This is a genomic window from Pedobacter sp. UC225_65 (assembly GCF_042698365.1).
Classification (GTDB): Bacteria; Bacteroidota; Bacteroidia; order Sphingobacteriales; family Sphingobacteriaceae; genus Pedobacter.
On sequence record NZ_CP170550.1, the window covers coordinates 342,474 to 359,819 of the forward strand.

Sequence of the window (17,346 nt, forward strand, 5' to 3'; positions counted from 1 at the left end):
TTTTTAAATGAACTTAAGGCAGCAATGTTAATTTACCCTATCAACTGGGCAAACGATAGTCATCTTAAAACCATTGTTTAAACTTGTTTCTATCGTATAGTTAGCATCGATCATCTGCAACCTACTTTTAATGTTCTGCATGCCAATACCTTGCTTGGCATTTAAAATAGTGGGGTCGAAACCTTTTCCATTGTCATTGTAGATGATTTTGATGTTTTGGTCATCAGGTTTGAAACAAAGCTCAATGCGTTTTGCTTCTGCGTGCTTTAACGTGTTGGCTATCAGTTGTGTAATGATCCTGAACAAAGCAAGCTCTGCTTTGTCAGAAAGAACCCTTTCTTCTGTGTGGGGGTCGTGTGTGACCACAACTTCTATTTCACCTGTATTATTGATCAAAGATACAAAGCCTTCAATTGTGGTATAAAGGCCAAACATCGCCAGGCCAGGAGGAGAAAGGTCGTGGGCAATGTTCCGCACATCTACGATCATTTTATCAATCAATTGCTTGGCTGGCAAAACTACATCTTGATTTGTAGCATCCTGCTGTTTCAATGCACCAAGCATCAATTTAATTGCAGATAAAGTACCTCCAATCTCATCATGTAGGTCTTCTCCAATCCGTTTACGTTCTATTTCCTGCGATTCAATCACTGCATTCAACAACTGCTTTTGTTGAAGGATCTCGGTTTCCTGAAATAATCTTCGTTGTTGCCATAACATGTTCTGGTTGCGGATATATAATACGAGGAAAAATGTAACCATTATAAAAATAGCAATTACACTATAGAAAATAAGGATGAAGATATTATCGCCCATTGCCGATCAGTTTAAAGCCCCTTGCCCAAATCAGATACATGAAAAGGACCAATGCCGCATGTATATTCCACACCATGGTTTTCATCACAGCATTGGTACTGGCAATGAAATAATTGGAAAGGATGAAGATAATGCAGGCAGCCGGGAAGTAAATTAAAATACCCATATTGATCCAATTGATAGGATTGTTCAACCAGTTTTCAGAAAATCCACTTCTGTATAAGTATAACATACAGAAAAAGGTAATTAAAATGGCCTCTAATGGTCTGGTATAGGTATTGAAAGTATATATGCTCTGTAAAAAGCTAAAATTTAAGATACAGATGACCGGGAATACAAAAATTAAAAAGGTAAGTATCTTTTTGATCTTGGGGTCTTCAAATATCTGTCTAAAATAGCTTAAAAGAAATACGGCTTCAACAATTGTATACAAATGCAGTAAAGGCAAATTGCTAACATGGTAACGTCTCACTAATATAGCTATGGTATTAATTATTCCAGAGATCAAAAGATAGTAGAAAAGCAAGCGGAACTCAGCTTTTGCGATCTTAAACTTAGGGATAAATATAAATATAGGAATGAGGATACTACATGGAACAATAATGGTGTGAAAGATATATTTTAATGGTGGCATTATATATTTTTAGAAGAGTTTATAGCCATGGTTTTAATTATCCTTAAAATAAGCAATCATAAAAACATGAACGTATTAAAATATAAAGGGGTTTGATGTAGAAATTAGGTGAAACTTAAACAAAATACCCCTTATTGTGCGTATTATGGTTTTCCACCGATAAATAACGGACTATCCACATCACATTCACTCGGACATGGGGTAGTAAAATCATAGATTTCTGAACCGCCTTCATCTTCACCCAAACCTATTCCGACAGGAGTGGTGATAATGTCACTTCCTTTAAGGTCAACAGGTACGATCAATGCAGTGATGTCATCAGGTAGATCTTCATCGTCTTTATTAACTGCAAAATATGCACGAATACCTTTTAGGGCAACAGTAATGTCTCCTTTTGGAGTTAACGTTTGGTACTTGTTAACAATTGCTAAAATATCAGCAATAGGAATTAAAATCGCTCTAGGAATGTTTTCTTCTGGTACTGAGCTTGCTAATTGCGCCCTAAAACGAGCAACTCTTTCTTTAGCTTCTGGAAGTGGGATGGTTGGTACTGTAATTTGAGATTTCATAATTTGTTTTTTTTATAAAACTAGAAAAACAAATCTACATTGTATGTGTTTAAACATATTTTTACACTTCTTTTCCTTTAAAAACAATATTTATGAACAGTTTGAAAAAAACTTTGCATCTATCGTCTAAACCAAGGTCAATTGCCTTGTATAAAACTTTAAAAAATCAAGTATAAGGATCAAAATCTAAAAAAGAGCAGGGATTATATGTAAATGCTTTGTATTTTTTATACATTCAGCTTTCCAAACAGATTCTCATGAAAATTAACGTTGCTATTGCAGATGATCAGAAGCTTTTTAGAAAGGGTATGGCTGCATTGATCAGTTCTTTTGATCAGATGTCGCTGATTTTTGAAGCTGGAAATGGAAACGAACTGCTCCAGTTATGCAATAGCGAAATAGAAAAGCCAGATATCATTTTACTAGATCTTTCAATGCCAGAGCTGAATGGGCTGGAAGCGTTAAAAATCTTAAAGGAAAAACATGCCGCCATCAAGGTCATTATCTTAACAATACACGAGGTAGAGAATTTTATTTTGGCTACCATACAGGCAGGTGCCAATGGTTATCTGGCCAAAAACGCAGAACCAGAGGAGGTAGAACTGGCCATAAGGGAAGTTTTTAAGAACGATTTCTATTTTACCATGCCGATGTTAGAGATCATGCGTAAAGGTCTGGTTAAAAAAGCACCCACCACACTCGAGAGCGAAAACAAGTTGACTTCCCGAGAAAAGGAGGTGTTAGAGTTGATCTGTAAACAATTTAACAGTAATGAAATTGCCGAAAAATTGTTTCTCAGCAATAGAACAGTAGAAGGACATAGAAATAACTTGTTGCTGAAAACCGGCAGTCGCAATACGGCTGGACTTGTTTTATATGCCCTAAAACATAAGCTGATCGAGTTGGACAGCTTTTCTCATTAAAAAATCTTTCAGTCAATAAAAATCAAAACCAGGTATTTTTACGGGTATGCCCTCGTAAATCTACGCGATTAGCCTTTTAGGCAAAACTACGCTCAAATCTCTTCAAAAAAAACTGTCATTTAGCTTCGCTAAGTATCCATGCCCCATAAGCCGTCTTTAACCGGCTTGGATAATTCGCTAATTAATTAGATTTCGATTTTTACGCTAAATATTAAACAGATGACCTCTTCAGACAAAATTAAAGCCTTACAACTTAAAGCTGGTATTGAAGCCGATGGTGTAGCCTCATCAAAAACATGGCTTAATATTTATTACCTATTGTTTAACTGCTTACCCTACGACATCAATATTAATTCGCTGATCAAAGCCATACAACAAAAAATAGATGTTAGGGCTGATGGCTATCCTTGGTCTAAAACTTGGGATGTGCTATACGACCTATTGATTGACAATGAACCTGCTATTGATGAAGACACGGCATCAATCAACCTTTATAATGAAAGTATACTACAGACCATGACAAAGGAAGTAACACCCTTTGCCAAAGAATTGATCAAATTGGCCACTGCTAAAGGCATCCAGATCAGGTTGATGAACTGCCTATGTGAGGATGATGACCAAAAAAAAGCATCCGATTATAACTTCGGCCTCACTTTTGGCATTGGCATTTTTGAAAAAACTGCTACAGGAGAATATGCCTATAAAGATGATTCACCATTTTATACAGAACTGGCCCTCATAGGCGAATCTATTGGCCTGACATGGGCAGGCGATAGGAAGACCTTTACCAGCCAGCCTCATTTTCATCTACGACCAGCTTGGGCGGCAACGATGAAGGAAAGTGATATGCTAAAAGAACTCAGCAGAAGAAAAGCGGCAAATATCAACTTGCTCGCCATACTTTAATTTATTATTTCTAATTAACGCCTCGTATTTGTTAATAGTAATAATGTTCCTTATCTCATTTACATTGTGGGTATCGGAAAAACAAAAAGCCCTAGCGTAATCTAGGGCTTTTGCATGGAAACAATTTGAGTGCAAACGTCAATCAGGCACCAACTCCGCATTAGTTAAGGTAATCGGTGTTTGACCTGCACCTTTGGCCAATTTAAGTATGCCTTTTAAACGGATGGGTTTGTCGGAAAAAGAAATTGGCGATTTCATCTCGACCAAAATCATGGAGGGAACACCGTTCTTGCCACAAAAAAAACATTGACTGATGGGTAAAGAGGCCAATAGAAACCTTTCGTGTTTGAGCTTACTTTTGATTGGAATCAAATAACCCAATAACTCAAAAGATTTATTCTCGTATCTGGTAATCAATTCTGTATAAATAGGCAGCAGTTCATTTTTTTCGGTCAATTCATAAGTTACACTTCCAATCGCATCCCAATTGATGGACCTGATCTGGTCGTTTGCGTTATGGGTTCTTTGCGCAAAAGCAACAGGAAAACCTAGACATAAAATGAAGATGAAAAATATGCTTTTCATTGTTTTTAACGATTAAACATGCTTTGATAGCAATTGGTAAGTTTGATCAACTATTGCAAATAGATTAGATGGTTTCCAGATACAGTTTCTGTAGATCAATGGCATCTAGGTTTTTGGTCGACATTTCATGTACCAGTTCACCTCTTCGCATAATACCTATCCTTGTACCTACATTTACGGCATTGAAGATATCATGTGTAGCCATTACTACGGCTTTGCCTTGTTTGCCCAATTCCTTAACCAGTTCTGTAAATTCGTTAGTGGCTTTGGGGTCGAGACCAGAAGTTGGTTCGTCCATCAATAATACATCTGCATTTTTAGCTAGAGCAATTGCAATCCCTACCTTTTGTCTCATTCCTTTAGAGTAGGCTCCCATTCTTTGGTCAAAAGCAGCTTGTTGTAAACCTACCTTATTCAAAAAGGCTTCCAGTTCTTTCCTTGAGTATGTAAAGCCTGCCAAGCGACTAAAAAAGTCTAAGTTTTCGATGCTGGTAAGGTTAGCGTAAAGCATAACTACTTCAGGAATATAGGCCAAGTGTTTTCTTGTGGCAGTAGTATCTTGTTCAACCGGAACGCCATGGACCAAAGCCTGCCCAGCACTAGGGCTAACAAAGCCTAAAAAAAGATTGATAGTGGTTGTTTTTCCAGCGCCATTCTGACCTAAAAGACAAAATACATCACCTTTGTTAATGGTGAGGTTAAGCTTGTTCAAAGCCAATTGGTCGTTGTATTTTTTTGTTAAATTAATTGCCTGTAACATTTTTTGAGGTTTAGATTTTTCTTTTGATCGTTAATGAAATAAGTAGAAATAGGCCTGCGCCCAGCCATAAGCTTAAACTGCCAATCCATATGGATAGATTATTGCTTGGGTTTTCTAGCTTGAATTTTGGCAGTTGTTCTAGCTCTGTTGGCGTAAAATGAATTCCTGCCAATTGATAACGGAGCAGGTGATGTTTCCATTTTTTTTGAAAGCTGACCACTGCTTGTTTAAAGTTTTGATGGTCACTTCGGCCAGTATGTGCCAAACCATTAAACAGGTATTGCAATTGGATACTTGGATTAATGACCGCAAGTTGGCTTGCCATTTTATTTTTTTGAGCCAATTGTTGGTCTATCCCTCTTGCAAACCTGACTATTTTCCGTTCGCTGAGGTCGTAATAACCTGCAATAAACCTTTCTCCATTTCTGGTACTGTCTTTTGCCAAATTGATTGAAGACTTATACTGCGGATTGTATCTATTGAAAGAATCGGCTAATGCGATAGGTTTCATTTCCCATACTTCTTCGCTGATATGCCTTTGATAAGATGCCAAACTAGCCCTTAGTGGGATAGGGTATTTAAGGCTGAGATAACTGTTGGTTAAAGAAGGCAATAAGATAAGAAAGAACAACCAAGCTGCTACCAGTTGTAAGGCGGTAACAATAGAACTGCGTTTAAGCTGCAAAAAGAAATAACAGATGGCAAACCAAAAAATGATATAAGCTAAACTTAACCACAGCCATAACATCATCGAACTTATAGAAAGTGCAGCTTGTTGTGCAGCAGCCATAAAACCAATCAGGTTAAGCAATAAAATCAAGCCCAGGATGATACCCAGTCTAAACAATATCTTATAGTGCATGATGGTTGTTAGGTTAGCCGCTTGGATACTTAATAACGAATAAGTGCCTTGTTCCTTTTCTTCGGCATAAGTATGGTAGCAAAGTGTAATGATCAATAAGGGAAGCAGGTAGATCAATACAAAAGAAAGATCGAAATTCCCTGCAAAAAGCTGTGCTGGATTGCTGATCTCTACATTTTCTTGATCTAGGTAATTGATAGACGATTTTACTTTCTGGTAATAAGGGTTTACATCGCGTTGGCCAATGGACAATACCGCCAAACCTTCAGGATGGTCTAAAGCCAAGGGTGGCATCCTAAAATTGATCATTTGCGCCATTCCTGCAGTTGCAGCTTGCGCTTTAGTTTCGGCAGTTAAGGTATCGGTAAATTTTTGCAGGGCCAGTTCATGGTCTTTATCATACTGTTGTTGCAATTTGCTAAGTACCATGTTTTGCTTTTGAATGGTACTATGACCCGAATAGATGGCGTAACATCCAATTAAGAAAAAGACCAACAAGCTGATCCATTGTGTTTTTTGCCTTTTAAGCTGTAGCCATTCAAAATGGCAGATCGTGTTGAATAGTTTCATATCAGTTAATGGCTATTTTTTTTGAAACGAATGGAACAAGAGCAAGGACAAAGACCAACCATAACAACAAGGCATACAATGCATATTGCTGCTTTTGAATAGCCCAACCCAATTGCGGTTGTTGATACTCAAAATCCTGCATGGTCTTAAAAAAATCTGGGCCTACCTTAAAATCATATTTGAGCTGTAATTTATCGCCAAAAGCCATTTCCAGATTGAGTTTCCTGATAAATTCATCCCTATAGTGTTGGGCATGTTTATGGAAATCAATATGATGGTCGTAATCTGTTCCAGCATAGGCCATAGACAATTGTTGCATACTTAGAAAAGGATCAATAAAAGCAGCAAATTGTTGAACATGCTGTTGCTGATTGATTTTACTTTCTACGTCTTTGGCGTAATTGAAATAGACCTTGGTCAGGTAATCTTCTCCATTTTGCATGCTCAATCCATCAAAATTTATGGGTAATTGGGTAAGGCTATCTACTTTATATTTGGCTAGTGTTTGATTGAGGTAATCCTTATAGCGCCCCATTCTATCCTTATCCCCATTGATCCCATTTTTGGTGCCGGTTTCAATGGCTTTGTTAAACTCCCCCCTCGATGGTAAACTGTACCAATAATTGGCCAGACCAGTAAGCATCTTCGGCAGCATAATGCAAAAGAAGACCCAGCAACCCAAACTTGTTAATAGTGAGTTCTTTGAGCTTTTGCTCAATGCCGAAACATAAACGAAAATGCTGGTCAATATTAAAAAGTAAAGCAGGTAACAAACACTAAAGGCAGCTGTTCTGGCCAATAAGCTTGGCTCTTTAATGCCTACTGCCAACAACATCAATACAAATGCAGGATCGTAATGACGGCAATGAGCAGGTAGTTGCCCAAAATTTTACCCCATAACAATAACGAAGGCTTTAACCCTTGCGCATACAATAGTTTTAAAGTATGGTTTTCGCGTTCTCTGCTCACCGATTGGAAACAGAGAAAAATGACCAATAGAGGTAAAAAAAGCTGTAGCAGTGAAGCCATCGTCAGTTCGCCAAAGCGCATTTCGGTATCACTATCTTGCGCAGCTGCATAGTTCATCTCTGCTTGGTTGTGGGCTTCTACTCTGTATGATGTACCCGTATAATTATTTAAGCCTGTATCAAATAAACTAAGTAATGAAAACGGTTTGAATAAATAGGTGCCAAAATGAGCGGCAGAATGTGGATTGGCCTTTTGTGCTACCCATTCCTTTCTGAACATGGCTTTTGCTTGCTTTCTGTTCTGGTCTGATAAGGTGTAGTTCTTAAATCCACCAAAAATGGCCACCGCAATAAGTAACCAAAATATGAAACTTAGCAACACGATGGTCTTGTTTCTAAGGGCAGACCTGATTTCGTTGAGGACAATGACTTTGATCATAGGTTACGATTTTTTAAAACTGTAAGTAGCGGTTAGCATGAAATTGCGTGGCATGCCGGGGGCATATACCGTATTGCTTCCGCTTTGGGCATATCTTTTATCGAAAATGTTATTGATGTTGAACTGAAGGCCATAACGGCTACGCTGATAACCTATCATGGCATCTGCGATGGTATACTTTGGCAATATCAATACATCGGCATTTGATCTTTTGATATTGATAAACCTATTGCTGGTATAGCGCGGACCCATACCAAGCTGAAGACCTTTTAAACTTCCTTTTTCAAACTGATAGCTCGCCCAAATACTGGCAATATGTTTAGGCGAATTGCTAAAGACTTGACCAACTTCTACTGGTTTATTGCTCTTGCGTACTTTAGTGCTGTTGTTGCTGTAATTGGCCGTTAAAAATAGACCATCGGTAACTTTACCAGTTAAGCTCAATTCTACACCTTGGCTTCTTACTTGTCCAATTGCCCGTAGCAACATTGGGTTGTTAGGATCCAGGGCATTTGTAAGTACATTCGTTTTATCAATGCGATAAATGGAAACACCAGCCAATAGACTATTGTCGAAGAAACTGCCTTTGTAACCAAATTCGTATTGGTTGCTGGTTTCTGGATCAAATGGTCCACCATAGGCTTTAACATTGTTGTACTGCGGGGTAAAACCTTGATTATAATCGAAATACAGACTGGTATTTTTCCATGGTTGATAGATCAAACCAGCTCTGGGTATAAAAGTACTGGTCACCTGTGGGTTTTCATTGTATTCATTAAACTCTACACCATCATAGGTAATGCTAGGTACATGGTATCTCGAATAATAGTTTGCATAACGAAGGCCAAGCAGCGCCTTTAATTTAGGTGTGATCTCTATCTGGTCTTGTACATAGGCTCCAAAAATATTATAGGTAAATATTTCTTCGGTAGAAAGATAAAACAGCGTTTGGCCATCTGTGGTAAAAGGCCTGTCGTCTGGCTTATTTAAGAAAATGGTATTTGCCGAGTATTGGAAAAATCCATTTGGATAATTGTTGCGCTTGAAATCGGCATTGATCCGACTGAAACAGTGTTTTTAATGCCTAGCGCGTCGAATTTGCCATTTAAGTAAGGATTGATGGAAATAGAAGGCGAATGGATCCTCCTTTTTGGTATAAGAACGTCGCAAAGCTGTTGTAATGGGGTCATAATAACCTAACGAACTATATTCGTTTCTTTTCGAAGAACTTTCGGCTACGTTGGCTAGTAGATGTAAACTCCAATCGCTATTGAATTGGTGCTGTACTTCGGCCTGTACCTGATAAGAACTGCCCTTGTAAAAAGCATCTGCGCTGGAATAGTTAAAACGATAAGGCACAGCAAAAAGATCGTTTTTTACAAGGGGTAGGGTAGGCTGATAATTTCTGGTCTGATCATCGTTTAGGTAAGTGCCATTAACCTGTATAAAGGTTTTTGGGCTGATGTCCCATCGCAATGCGCTATACAGCTGTAGGTTCCGCTTTTTATAATTGTCGAGGTAAACCCCACCATCCTGATAACCTACACTGGTTACAAAATAAAGATTTTTAGCTTTGTTTAAACTACCGCTAACATCGGCCATTACCCGATAAAGGTTTAGGTTGCCCATACCAGCACTTACACTAAAAGAACTGTATTTTTTTGGTTGTTTAGTTACCAGATTGATGTTGCCACCTAGTGCTCCCTGACCATAAAGGATAGCCGTTGGACCATGAATCACCTCGATTCTTTCTACATTGGAAAGCATTGGAGAAACCCCTTCAGGATATGGACTACCTTTCATGCCATTGAACATGATGTCTTGCAGTCCTGTTTCAAAACCTCTGTAGTTGAAATTGCCATAAGGCGAAGAAAAGTTAACACCCGCTACGTTCTTTAAGGCTTCTTCTACATATAACAATTGTTGGTCTTTGATCTGTCTTTCACTTACGACCTGAACACTTTGGGGCAGACTCTTTAATGGAGTAGAAGTTCTGGTCAATGCTGTAGAATTTTTGATGATTTTTTTGTTGATTTCCAGTTCTTCCAATAAATTGTCAGCGAGGTGGAGTTCTAAATTGACAACTGTGGTAGCACCATTGGTAATTTTGATTGGGGTACTGATGGGCGAATAATTGATACTGCTTACTTTTAAAGTATAGTTTCCTTCTGGAATTTGGTTGAAACTGTAAGCGCCACTTTCATTGGTGGCGGTGCTGTAGGTGGTCTTTGCCAAAGATACGGTTACCGCCACAGCAGCAGCCCCATCTTTCTGTTTGATTGTTCCTTTTAAATTGCCTTGTCCATAGCAATAGCCGCCTAGCAAAAGGCAGCATAATAAATATAAAAATTTCATTTACGCGTGTTGATTTCCAGTTGGCATTTGCCAGCCGGAGGTGAAGTAATCTTAATTGTGTGTTAGAAAAAAACAACGTTTATACGTTGTGTGCAAGGATTACTAAACCAAAGGGGGACCTTTATTGTCAAAAGGTATGGCAACTAAATTAATATTGCCCAATTGATGGGGAAGGAATTTAACTGCGCTAAGGATAAAGCAGGTAGGTATAGGGGCAGTTAGGCCATTATGGGTGATACAACTATTCTCTTTGCCAAGTACATAAGCACAAACTTCACATTTTTGATAGAGTTGGCTTGTTTTAGAATTAGAAGTAGTGGTATCAGTTGTTGGGTGGTAGTGATAAAATTGAAACCATTGAAACAGCACAAATACCAATAGCATGGCCATGCCTATACATTGCCTGATCAGTGCTTTGAAAAATGTTGTCTCGGTTATTTTCACAATTGCATCAAAGTTGCAACAAAAAACCATAATTAACTATAACATTTATGATATAATTTAAAATAAGCTTAAAAATTGGGTCTTTCTAACCTCTATTTTTTTAGAAACTTCAAGAATGCTACAGAATTGGGTGCTAATTATGCAGAAAATAGTTTTATGCAACGTATCCTAGTTAGATCCATCACCTTATTTATAGGCTTAATGTTTACCATACCAGCTTTTGCCCAGCAGTTTAAGGGCGAAATTACTGGTGTAGTTAAAGAACAGCGTACCAACTTTAATCTGGAACTTGTAACATTAGAACTGAGAACATTGAATAGTAATGCGCTCATCAAACAGGAAATAACCGATAAAAACGGGCACTATAAATTTACAGGTATGGTTGAAGGTAGCTATTACATCAAGACGAGTTTTGTGGGTTACCAAGAATACAAATCGGCTACATTGGTATTAGACCAAAGCCACCCCAAATTAACATTGGATATTGTGCTTAAAAACGATACCAAGATCTTAAAAGAGGTAGAGGTAACAGCTAAGAAACAATTGTATAGCAACTCGATCGATCGTAAAATTTATAATGTAGACCAAGATGTAATGGCAAAATCTGGTTCGGCAAGCGAAGTGTTGCAGAATGTGCCCTTGGTACAGGTTGATATCGAAGGCAATGTAAGCCTTAGAAACTCGTCGGCCACCATTTTGATCAATGGAAAGGTTTCGCCCATTATGGGTAAAAATGCAGCGGCGGCCCTGCAACAACTCCCAGCCAATAGCATTGCCAGGATTGAGGTAATTACCAACCCATCCGCTAAATATAAACCAGATGGTACAGGAGGTATCATCAACATTGTGCTCAAAAAGAACAGTAAAAATGGCTTGAATGGGGGCGTTACGGCCAACATCGGTAACCAAGAGCGGTACAATACCAGTATTAACCTAAATTATAAACCTGGCAAGGTCAATTTTTTCGGCAGTTATAGCCTCAAACAAGATTACCGTTTAAGGCAAACCACCAATGATCGCACCCAAACAGATGCAGTTACTTCGGCATTGAGTTACTATAAGGACGAGATCAGTGCAAGTTCAAGGCCCTTTTCAAATACAGCAACCATAGGGATGGATTATACCATTGATGATCACAACAGTCTTGGCATTTCTGGAAACTATTATTTCCGAAACATGCACAAGAACGACCTTACCCTTAAAATGGTAAGTAACAGTGCGGGTCCGATTTCGGATTACGAGCGCATCAGAAAAAACTACGAATACGAGCGGGAAGCCGATGCCACCTTTTTCTTTGAACATAGTTTTAAAAAAGAAGACCACAAAATCAGACTAGAGTTCAATGCTGCACATTCGCCCGAGGTAGAAGATAACCGTTATACCAATGTCTACAAATTTCCAAGCGGTGCCAACCAGTTAGACAATACGATCATCAAACAAACCAGTGATAACCAACAATTGACCTTGGCCTATGAGAATCCCATCTCTGAAGATACCAAATTGGAATTTGGTTACGATGGTCAGTACAACAGGCATGACATGGACTTTTTTGGAGAGGCCTATGATTACCAGTTGCAAAGATTTGTTACGGATCAGGCAAAGACCAATCGTTTCATCTACAATGAAAATATCCATGCCCTATATGGCACGATAGAACAATCGTGGAAAAAATTTGGACTGATGCTTGGCTTAAGAGGAGAGTATGCCGACTTAAATTCTCACCTCATTACTACAGATGTGACTATTCCCAATCATTATTTTAAGGTTTATCCTACGCTACATTTGTCTTATAAATTAAGCGATAGCAGGCAGTTGCAATTGAACTATAGTCGCAGGGTGCGTAGACCAGAGGGAGATGACCTTAATCCATTTGCTGAATATGCCGACCCAACAAATATCAGGGTTGGTAATCCATACCTGTTACCAGAGATGATCCATTCTGTAGAGCTGGGTTATCAATGGAAAAACGATAATTTCACCATACTGCCGGGTATCTATTACCGCTACAAGTACAACGGTTTTACCGCTATTACCACACCCTTAAATAGCACTACACTCATTACCACGCAACAGAATTTGGCCAATGATCGGGCCATTGGAGCTGATGTCGTTTTCTCGGCCAACCTCAACGATAAGGTTAACATCAATTTTACACCCAATGCATTTTACAATCAAATTGATGCCTCTAATCTGGGTTACAGCAGCAAGAGAAATACCTTTACTTGGAGTGCCAATTTTAATTCGAGTTATACCCTTACCAAAAGTACGGTGGTACAAGTTAATTCTAATTATAAATCAGCCCGCTTAACCCCGCAGGGTAAATATTTGCCAAGTTTTGTGTTCAATTTTGGCGCAAGACAAGAAATCCTTAAAAAGAAAGGGTCTATTTATTTAACCGTATCAGATGTGTTTAAGACCCAGCGACAAGAAGCCGAATTAAGTAGTCCGCTTTTAACACAGCAAGTGTTTACCCGAAGCAACTCAAGGATTGCCTACATTGGCATGAGCTACAATTTTGGGATAGTTAAGAAAAAGAAAGACCTCACTTTTGACAATACACTTTAAACTCTTTAATTGAATATTCTATGTTGAAACTTAAGAAAAATGTCACGCTCATTCTGTTTTTAATGTTCGCTTCTGCAATGGAAGCAGAAGCACAGACTTTTAAAGCAACGATTTCTGGTTTATTGAAAGATGGCAAATCAAAAAATATCATTCCATACGCCAACGTTGTAGTGAAAAATAAAAGCGACCAAAAATTTATCGCAGGAACGATCACAGATGAAGAAGGTCGTTTTAAACTAGGGGACCTTGCAAGTGGAACGTATACCATCGCTTTTTCTTCGGTAGGACACCTGAACAAAACACAAGAAATTACCATTGGTACCTTAAACGCCTTTTTAGATCTGGGAGAAATCATTTTAACAGAAGACTCTAAAAGCCTCAATGAAATTACGGTAACCTCTAAAAGTACAGAGGGGCTATCGGATAAGATGGACAAAAAGACCTTTACTTTGAGCAATAATGTAAGTCAGGCAGGAGGTTCAGTTTTACAGGCCATGCAGAATCTACCAGGTGTTACCATACAAGATGGCAAGATCCAATTGCGGGGAAACGACAAGGTTGCAGTATTGGTTGATGGCAGGCAGAATGCAATGACCGGATTTGGTACACAAACTGGTCTAGACAATATTCCAGCTTCGGCAATAGAACGGATCGAGATGATCAATAATCCTTCTGCCAAATACGATGCAAACGGCAATGCGGGTATCATCAATATCATCTACAAAAAGAACAAACAAGAAGGCTTTAATGGCAAAATAGGATTGACTACAGGTTTGGGGGCATTATGGGTTAGACAAGAAAACCTGCCAACCATTAGGCCGCAATACCAGGCTACACCCAAAATAAATCCATCTGTTTCCCTTAACTATAGGAAGAATAAACTCAATACCTTTTTGCAGGGCGATTGGTTATATACACAAACTCTCAATAGAAATGAGTTTGCCATAAGGACCTACACAGATGGAACAGTGATCAACCAACAGGTAAAACGTAACCGTACCACCACCTACACCACCGTAAAAACAGGAATAGATTGGAATCCAGACGAACAGAATGCCTTTACCGTTTCTGCTTACTTTAATAGAGAAAAGATATTGGATAGAGGTGATATCCCTTATTTCAATGCTAATTTTGCTCAACGTTTAAGGTTATGGCAGTTTTTAGAAGACGAAGTAAAATATACCGCTACTGGTTCGGTCATTTACCAATACAAGTTTAAACAACCTGGACATTTGTTGAATGCCGGATTTAATTATACTTGGCATAGAGAAGACGAAAAATATTTTTTCACCAACATCATGCCCACATTTACAGGAGAAGATGCTTTCAAGTTGCTCTCTGATGAACATGTGGCCGATTTTAACCTCGATTACATCAAGCCTTTAAAGCAGGGGAGGATTGAAACTGGTATTAAATTTAGAAGAAGGACCATTCCAACCAATATGGAATTCTTTCCGGGGTTAAATTCACCAATTGATGTAAATGCAGGTGGTTGGGCAGATTACAAAGAGACGATTCCTGCGGTATATGCCAACTACGTTTTAGAGAACAACCATTTCGAACTGGAAGCAGGTTTAAGATTTGAATATGTAAAGGTTCAATACGACGTAAATCCTAACCATAATACCTACAAGAGTGATGGCTATGATTATGTCCGTCCATTTCCAAATTTGAGGTTGGCCTATAAAATAGATGCTCAAAATAAGTTGTCGATTTTCTTTAACAGAAGAGTGGATAGACCTAATGAAGTGGATATCCGCATCTTCCCCAAATATGATGAGCCAGAATTGCTTAAAGTTGGTAACCCTACTTTGCGCCCCCAGTTTACCAATACTTTTGAATTTGGCCATCGTTTAAACTGGACAAAGGGCAATGTTTATACTGCTGTTTACCACAAGGTAATCGATGCGACCATTACCAGAATTGCCACCACTGTACCTGGAAGTACCATTCTTTATAACATCTTTCAGAATGCTGGAAGAAGTTACAACACCGGAGCTGAATTGGTGTTGCAACAAGAACTTGCCAACTGGTTCTCTTTCAATACCAGCATAGCAGTTTACCAGAACACCATCAAAGCCTTTAGCATTACCAACCAATATCCGGTGCCAACAGTCTATCACATGGATGAAGAAAAAATAACTTCTGGAAATGCTAAGGTAAATGCAATGTTCAAGCTGCCTAAACAAACACAATTACAGCTTTCGGCGGTATACCTGGCCAAAGACATTGTGCCGCAAGGCACCATCGGTTCGAGGTTTTCGATGGACTTAGGCGCCAAAAAACAGATCCAAAAAGGAAAAGGAGAGTTGTTTTTGAACGGAACAGACATTCTCAATACCTTAAAGATCAAAAGAGAAATAAAGGGGAATGGCTTTACCCTAAACAGTACCGATTATTTAGAAACACAGGTATTCCGTATCGGGTACAGTTATAAATTTTAATACCTTGGCAATGGGCAGTTCCCGTAAACTGCCCATTGCTATTTTGATTAACCCATAGGGGTACATAGCTCAATTAAAAAACCATCTAGATCCTAACATAGGCTACTACTTGGCCCCATGGTTTGGTTTTTGCTTTTTCAACAACAGTTGCGCCTGCCTTAATGGCTTCCTCAAAAACTTGTACTACATTTTCCGTAGCAAAGCCAATTTCAATACCAAATGGTTTTGTCTCAGGGTTACTTTCTAAAAAACCTTCAGATAGATTGGTTTTTGCCAATGTTGTTGAGGCAAAAGAGAGTACAGTATCTCCAGTAGCCAGCTCGCCATAATCATTGTCTGGCGAAATGAACTTCCTCTTAAAGGCAAAGGCATTCTCATAGAACTCAATAGATTTGGTAACATCCTTTACGTAAAGGATCGTGTAAGCGAATTTAATCATGTCCAAATTTACTGAACATTTTAACCACTTCGGCTAAAGAAAATATACGAGTTAACTGTAGCGTAAAATGTCTTTTACCCGTTTAGGTAAGAAACAATAAATTATGAAAAGAAATCCCTACTTGATTATCCTGTTATTGGTTGGTACCCTATTTACTGCTTGTAAGAAAAGTGACATTGTTCAAGTCAAAGATTTTGACAGAAGTTACCAAACCTGGTTGAACTTCAAATCAACAAGCGACAATTCTTACCGCTATAAGATCAGTACTTCATCATGGGTAGGAAGTAGTACAGAAACCATTATCACCATCAAAAACGGTCAGGCCATTGCACGTTCTTATGTTGCAAAAAGAATAGACCGTACCACAAATCAGGTGGTGGTATACGATCAATGGACCGAGGATAAGAGCAACTTAAATTCACACCAAAGCGGAGCAAGTGCTTTGACTTTAGATAGATTCTACGAAAAAGCAAAAACGGATTGGTTGTTGAAAAGAAAAAATGCCAAAACATCTTTTGAGGCTAATAATAACGGCATGATCTTCTTGTGGTTATGTTGAAGACAATTGCGCTGACGATTGTTTTATAGGAATCTATATTGCTTTTATAGAGAAATATAGTTAATTGTGACTAGACACAGGTAAACCAGGTCTTATACTCCGGATCTGGTTACTGTGCTTGTCTATCCCTCAACAACTAAATGGTCCCATTTTCCGGTAGTCTTGGCAATGTCGATGAGGCGTTGTCCGTGTACGGTGATCAAACCTTTGGCCTCCATTCTGGCTACACGCTCTTTGTTGGGTTCACTCCATTTACTTTTTGGGTTACGGGGAGTAAAAGTTAAATAAAAGCTCTCTGCATCTCTTTTTTTAGCCTTGCTATCTATCCAGCCAAAACAGACTGCTTCTTCCATGGCGTCATTGTAGTTCACACTCTCAACTTTACTTTTTTTATGGTATTGGATCAACCATACCGATTTCTCTGTTTCAATATTTTGCGCTAACCAAGCGCGCCATTCTGCCCTAGTTGGAGCATAAACAGCTGGTTTTCCATCTTTCATTTCCATAA

The 17,346-nt window shown here is 38.6% G+C and carries 18 protein-coding genes; 5 read left to right on the plus strand and 13 right to left on the minus strand.

All coding sequences use genetic code 11. The features are described 5' to 3' along the window. Nucleotides 1-27: 27 nt before the first annotated feature. The 3 genes from ACFJIZ_RS01770 to ACFJIZ_RS01780 form a co-directional block, all read right to left on the minus strand. Entirely contained in the window at nucleotides 28-816 is a 789-nt protein-coding gene (locus ACFJIZ_RS01770) for a sensor histidine kinase (protein WP_379090109.1), read from the minus strand. Beyond that, nucleotides 806-1,450, minus strand: a complete 645-nt coding sequence (locus ACFJIZ_RS01775) for a hypothetical protein (RefSeq protein WP_379090111.1) — start codon at nucleotides 1,448-1,450, stop codon at nucleotides 806-808. Before ACFJIZ_RS01775 ends, ACFJIZ_RS01770 begins: the two co-directional genes overlap by 11 nt. A 143-nt stretch (nucleotides 1,451-1,593) precedes the next feature. Then, nucleotides 1,594-2,019: a hypothetical protein gene (locus tag ACFJIZ_RS01780; protein ID WP_379090113.1), complete on the minus strand. Its 426-nt coding sequence runs from the start codon at nucleotides 2,017-2,019 to the stop codon at nucleotides 1,594-1,596. A 257-nt stretch (nucleotides 2,020-2,276) separates the two neighbouring features. On the opposite strand from ACFJIZ_RS01780, the gene ACFJIZ_RS01785 reads away from it, so the two are divergent. Beyond that, entirely contained in the window at nucleotides 2,277-2,942 is a 666-nt protein-coding gene (locus tag ACFJIZ_RS01785; protein ID WP_379090115.1) for a response regulator, read from the plus strand. A 219-nt stretch (nucleotides 2,943-3,161) separates the two neighbouring features. Beyond that, complete coding sequence (locus tag ACFJIZ_RS01790; protein ID WP_379090117.1) at nucleotides 3,162-3,848, plus strand: hypothetical protein; 687 nt, start codon at nucleotides 3,162-3,164, stop codon at nucleotides 3,846-3,848. Between the two features lie 138 nt (nucleotides 3,849-3,986). On the opposite strand, the gene ACFJIZ_RS01795 is transcribed toward ACFJIZ_RS01790, so the two are convergent. The 8 genes from ACFJIZ_RS01795 to ACFJIZ_RS01830 all read right to left on the minus strand — a co-directional run bounded on the left by ACFJIZ_RS01795 (nucleotide 3,987) and on the right by ACFJIZ_RS01830 (nucleotide 10,831). Beyond that, nucleotides 3,987-4,433, minus strand: coding sequence for a hypothetical protein (locus tag ACFJIZ_RS01795; RefSeq protein ID WP_379090119.1), 447 nt, complete (start codon nucleotides 4,431-4,433; stop codon nucleotides 3,987-3,989). A 64-nt stretch (nucleotides 4,434-4,497) separates the two neighbouring features. Further along, on the minus strand, nucleotides 4,498-5,193 hold the full coding sequence (locus ACFJIZ_RS01800; protein ID WP_379090121.1) for an ABC transporter ATP-binding protein: 696 nt from the start codon (nucleotides 5,191-5,193) through the stop codon (nucleotides 4,498-4,500). A 10-nt stretch (nucleotides 5,194-5,203) separates the two neighbouring features. Beyond that, complete coding sequence (locus tag ACFJIZ_RS01805; RefSeq protein WP_379090123.1) at nucleotides 5,204-6,625, minus strand: DUF3526 domain-containing protein; 1,422 nt, start codon at nucleotides 6,623-6,625, stop codon at nucleotides 5,204-5,206. A 1-nt stretch (nucleotide 6,626) separates the two neighbouring features. Further along, a complete protein-coding gene (locus ACFJIZ_RS01810; RefSeq protein ID WP_379090125.1) occupies nucleotides 6,627-7,460 on the minus strand; it encodes a DUF3526 domain-containing protein in 834 nt (277 codons plus the stop codon). Further along, the gene (locus tag ACFJIZ_RS01815) at nucleotides 7,460-8,032 is read right to left on the minus strand and encodes an ABC transporter permease subunit (RefSeq protein WP_379090127.1); all 573 of its coding nucleotides are present in this window, start codon (nucleotides 8,030-8,032) and stop codon (nucleotides 7,460-7,462) included. Before ACFJIZ_RS01815 ends, ACFJIZ_RS01810 begins: the two co-directional genes overlap by 1 nt. A gap of 3 nt (nucleotides 8,033-8,035) precedes the next feature. Beyond that, nucleotides 8,036-9,091, minus strand: a complete 1,056-nt coding sequence (locus ACFJIZ_RS01820; RefSeq protein ID WP_379093835.1) for a TonB-dependent siderophore receptor — start codon at nucleotides 9,089-9,091, stop codon at nucleotides 8,036-8,038. Between the two features lie 18 nt (nucleotides 9,092-9,109). Beyond that, nucleotides 9,110-10,387 (minus strand): TonB-dependent receptor plug domain-containing protein, encoded by a 1,278-nt coding sequence (locus tag ACFJIZ_RS01825; protein ID WP_379090129.1) that lies wholly within the window; start codon nucleotides 10,385-10,387, stop codon nucleotides 9,110-9,112. Nucleotides 10,388-10,489: 102 nt separating this feature from the next. After that, nucleotides 10,490-10,831: a hypothetical protein gene (locus ACFJIZ_RS01830; RefSeq protein WP_379090131.1), complete on the minus strand. Its 342-nt coding sequence runs from the start codon at nucleotides 10,829-10,831 to the stop codon at nucleotides 10,490-10,492. A gap of 75 nt (nucleotides 10,832-10,906) precedes the next feature. On the opposite strand from ACFJIZ_RS01830, the gene ACFJIZ_RS01835 reads away from it, so the two are divergent. Next, nucleotides 10,907-13,396: a TonB-dependent receptor domain-containing protein gene (locus ACFJIZ_RS01835; protein WP_379090133.1), complete on the plus strand. Its 2,490-nt coding sequence runs from the start codon at nucleotides 10,907-10,909 to the stop codon at nucleotides 13,394-13,396. Between the two features lie 20 nt (nucleotides 13,397-13,416). Then, complete coding sequence (locus ACFJIZ_RS01840; protein WP_379090135.1) at nucleotides 13,417-15,840, plus strand: TonB-dependent receptor domain-containing protein; 2,424 nt, start codon at nucleotides 13,417-13,419, stop codon at nucleotides 15,838-15,840. 85 nt (nucleotides 15,841-15,925) lie between these two features. Here ACFJIZ_RS01840 and ACFJIZ_RS01845 read toward each other — a convergent pair whose 3' ends face one another. After that, on the minus strand, nucleotides 15,926-16,279 hold the full coding sequence (locus ACFJIZ_RS01845; protein WP_379090137.1) for a VOC family protein: 354 nt from the start codon (nucleotides 16,277-16,279) through the stop codon (nucleotides 15,926-15,928). Nucleotides 16,280-16,382: 103 nt separating this feature from the next. Between ACFJIZ_RS01845 and ACFJIZ_RS01850 the strand changes: the two genes are divergently transcribed. Beyond that, complete coding sequence (locus ACFJIZ_RS01850; protein ID WP_379090139.1) at nucleotides 16,383-16,838, plus strand: hypothetical protein; 456 nt, start codon at nucleotides 16,383-16,385, stop codon at nucleotides 16,836-16,838. A gap of 122 nt (nucleotides 16,839-16,960) precedes the next feature. Here the strand turns inward: ACFJIZ_RS01850 and ACFJIZ_RS01855 are convergent, their stop codons facing one another. After that, entirely contained in the window at nucleotides 16,961-17,344 is a 384-nt protein-coding gene (locus tag ACFJIZ_RS01855; RefSeq protein ID WP_379090141.1) for a YdeI family protein, read from the minus strand. Nucleotides 17,345-17,346 lie beyond the last annotated feature (2 nt).

Coding starts and splice junctions, on each gene's coding strand:
- ACFJIZ_RS01785 (WP_379090115.1), top strand. CDS start 2,277: ATGAAAATTAACGTTGCTATTGCAGATGATCAGAAGCTTTTTAGAAAG.
- ACFJIZ_RS01780 (WP_379090113.1), bottom strand. CDS start 2,019: ATGAAATCTCAAATTACAGTACCAACCATCCCACTTCCAGAAGCTAAA.
- ACFJIZ_RS01800 (WP_379090121.1), bottom strand. CDS start 5,193: ATGTTACAGGCAATTAATTTAACAAAAAAATACAACGACCAATTGGCT.
- ACFJIZ_RS01845 (WP_379090137.1), bottom strand. CDS start 16,279: ATGATTAAATTCGCTTACACGATCCTTTACGTAAAGGATGTTACCAAA.
- ACFJIZ_RS01790 (WP_379090117.1), top strand. CDS start 3,162: ATGACCTCTTCAGACAAAATTAAAGCCTTACAACTTAAAGCTGGTATT.
- ACFJIZ_RS01825 (WP_379090129.1), bottom strand. CDS start 10,387: ATGAAATTTTTATATTTATTATGCTGCCTTTTGCTAGGCGGCTATTGC.
- ACFJIZ_RS01795 (WP_379090119.1), bottom strand. CDS start 4,433: ATGAAAAGCATATTTTTCATCTTCATTTTATGTCTAGGTTTTCCTGTT.
- ACFJIZ_RS01850 (WP_379090139.1), top strand. CDS start 16,383: ATGAAAAGAAATCCCTACTTGATTATCCTGTTATTGGTTGGTACCCTA.
- ACFJIZ_RS01855 (WP_379090141.1), bottom strand. CDS start 17,344: ATGGAAATGAAAGATGGAAAACCAGCTGTTTATGCTCCAACTAGGGCA.
- ACFJIZ_RS01840 (WP_379090135.1), top strand. CDS start 13,417: ATGTTGAAACTTAAGAAAAATGTCACGCTCATTCTGTTTTTAATGTTC.
- ACFJIZ_RS01810 (WP_379090125.1), bottom strand. CDS start 7,460: ATGTTGTTGGCAGTAGGCATTAAAGAGCCAAGCTTATTGGCCAGAACA.
- ACFJIZ_RS01775 (WP_379090111.1), bottom strand. CDS start 1,450: ATGCCACCATTAAAATATATCTTTCACACCATTATTGTTCCATGTAGT.
- ACFJIZ_RS01815 (WP_379090127.1), bottom strand. CDS start 8,032: ATGATCAAAGTCATTGTCCTCAACGAAATCAGGTCTGCCCTTAGAAAC.
- ACFJIZ_RS01770 (WP_379090109.1), bottom strand. CDS start 816: ATGGGCGATAATATCTTCATCCTTATTTTCTATAGTGTAATTGCTATT.
- ACFJIZ_RS01805 (WP_379090123.1), bottom strand. CDS start 6,625: ATGAAACTATTCAACACGATCTGCCATTTTGAATGGCTACAGCTTAAA.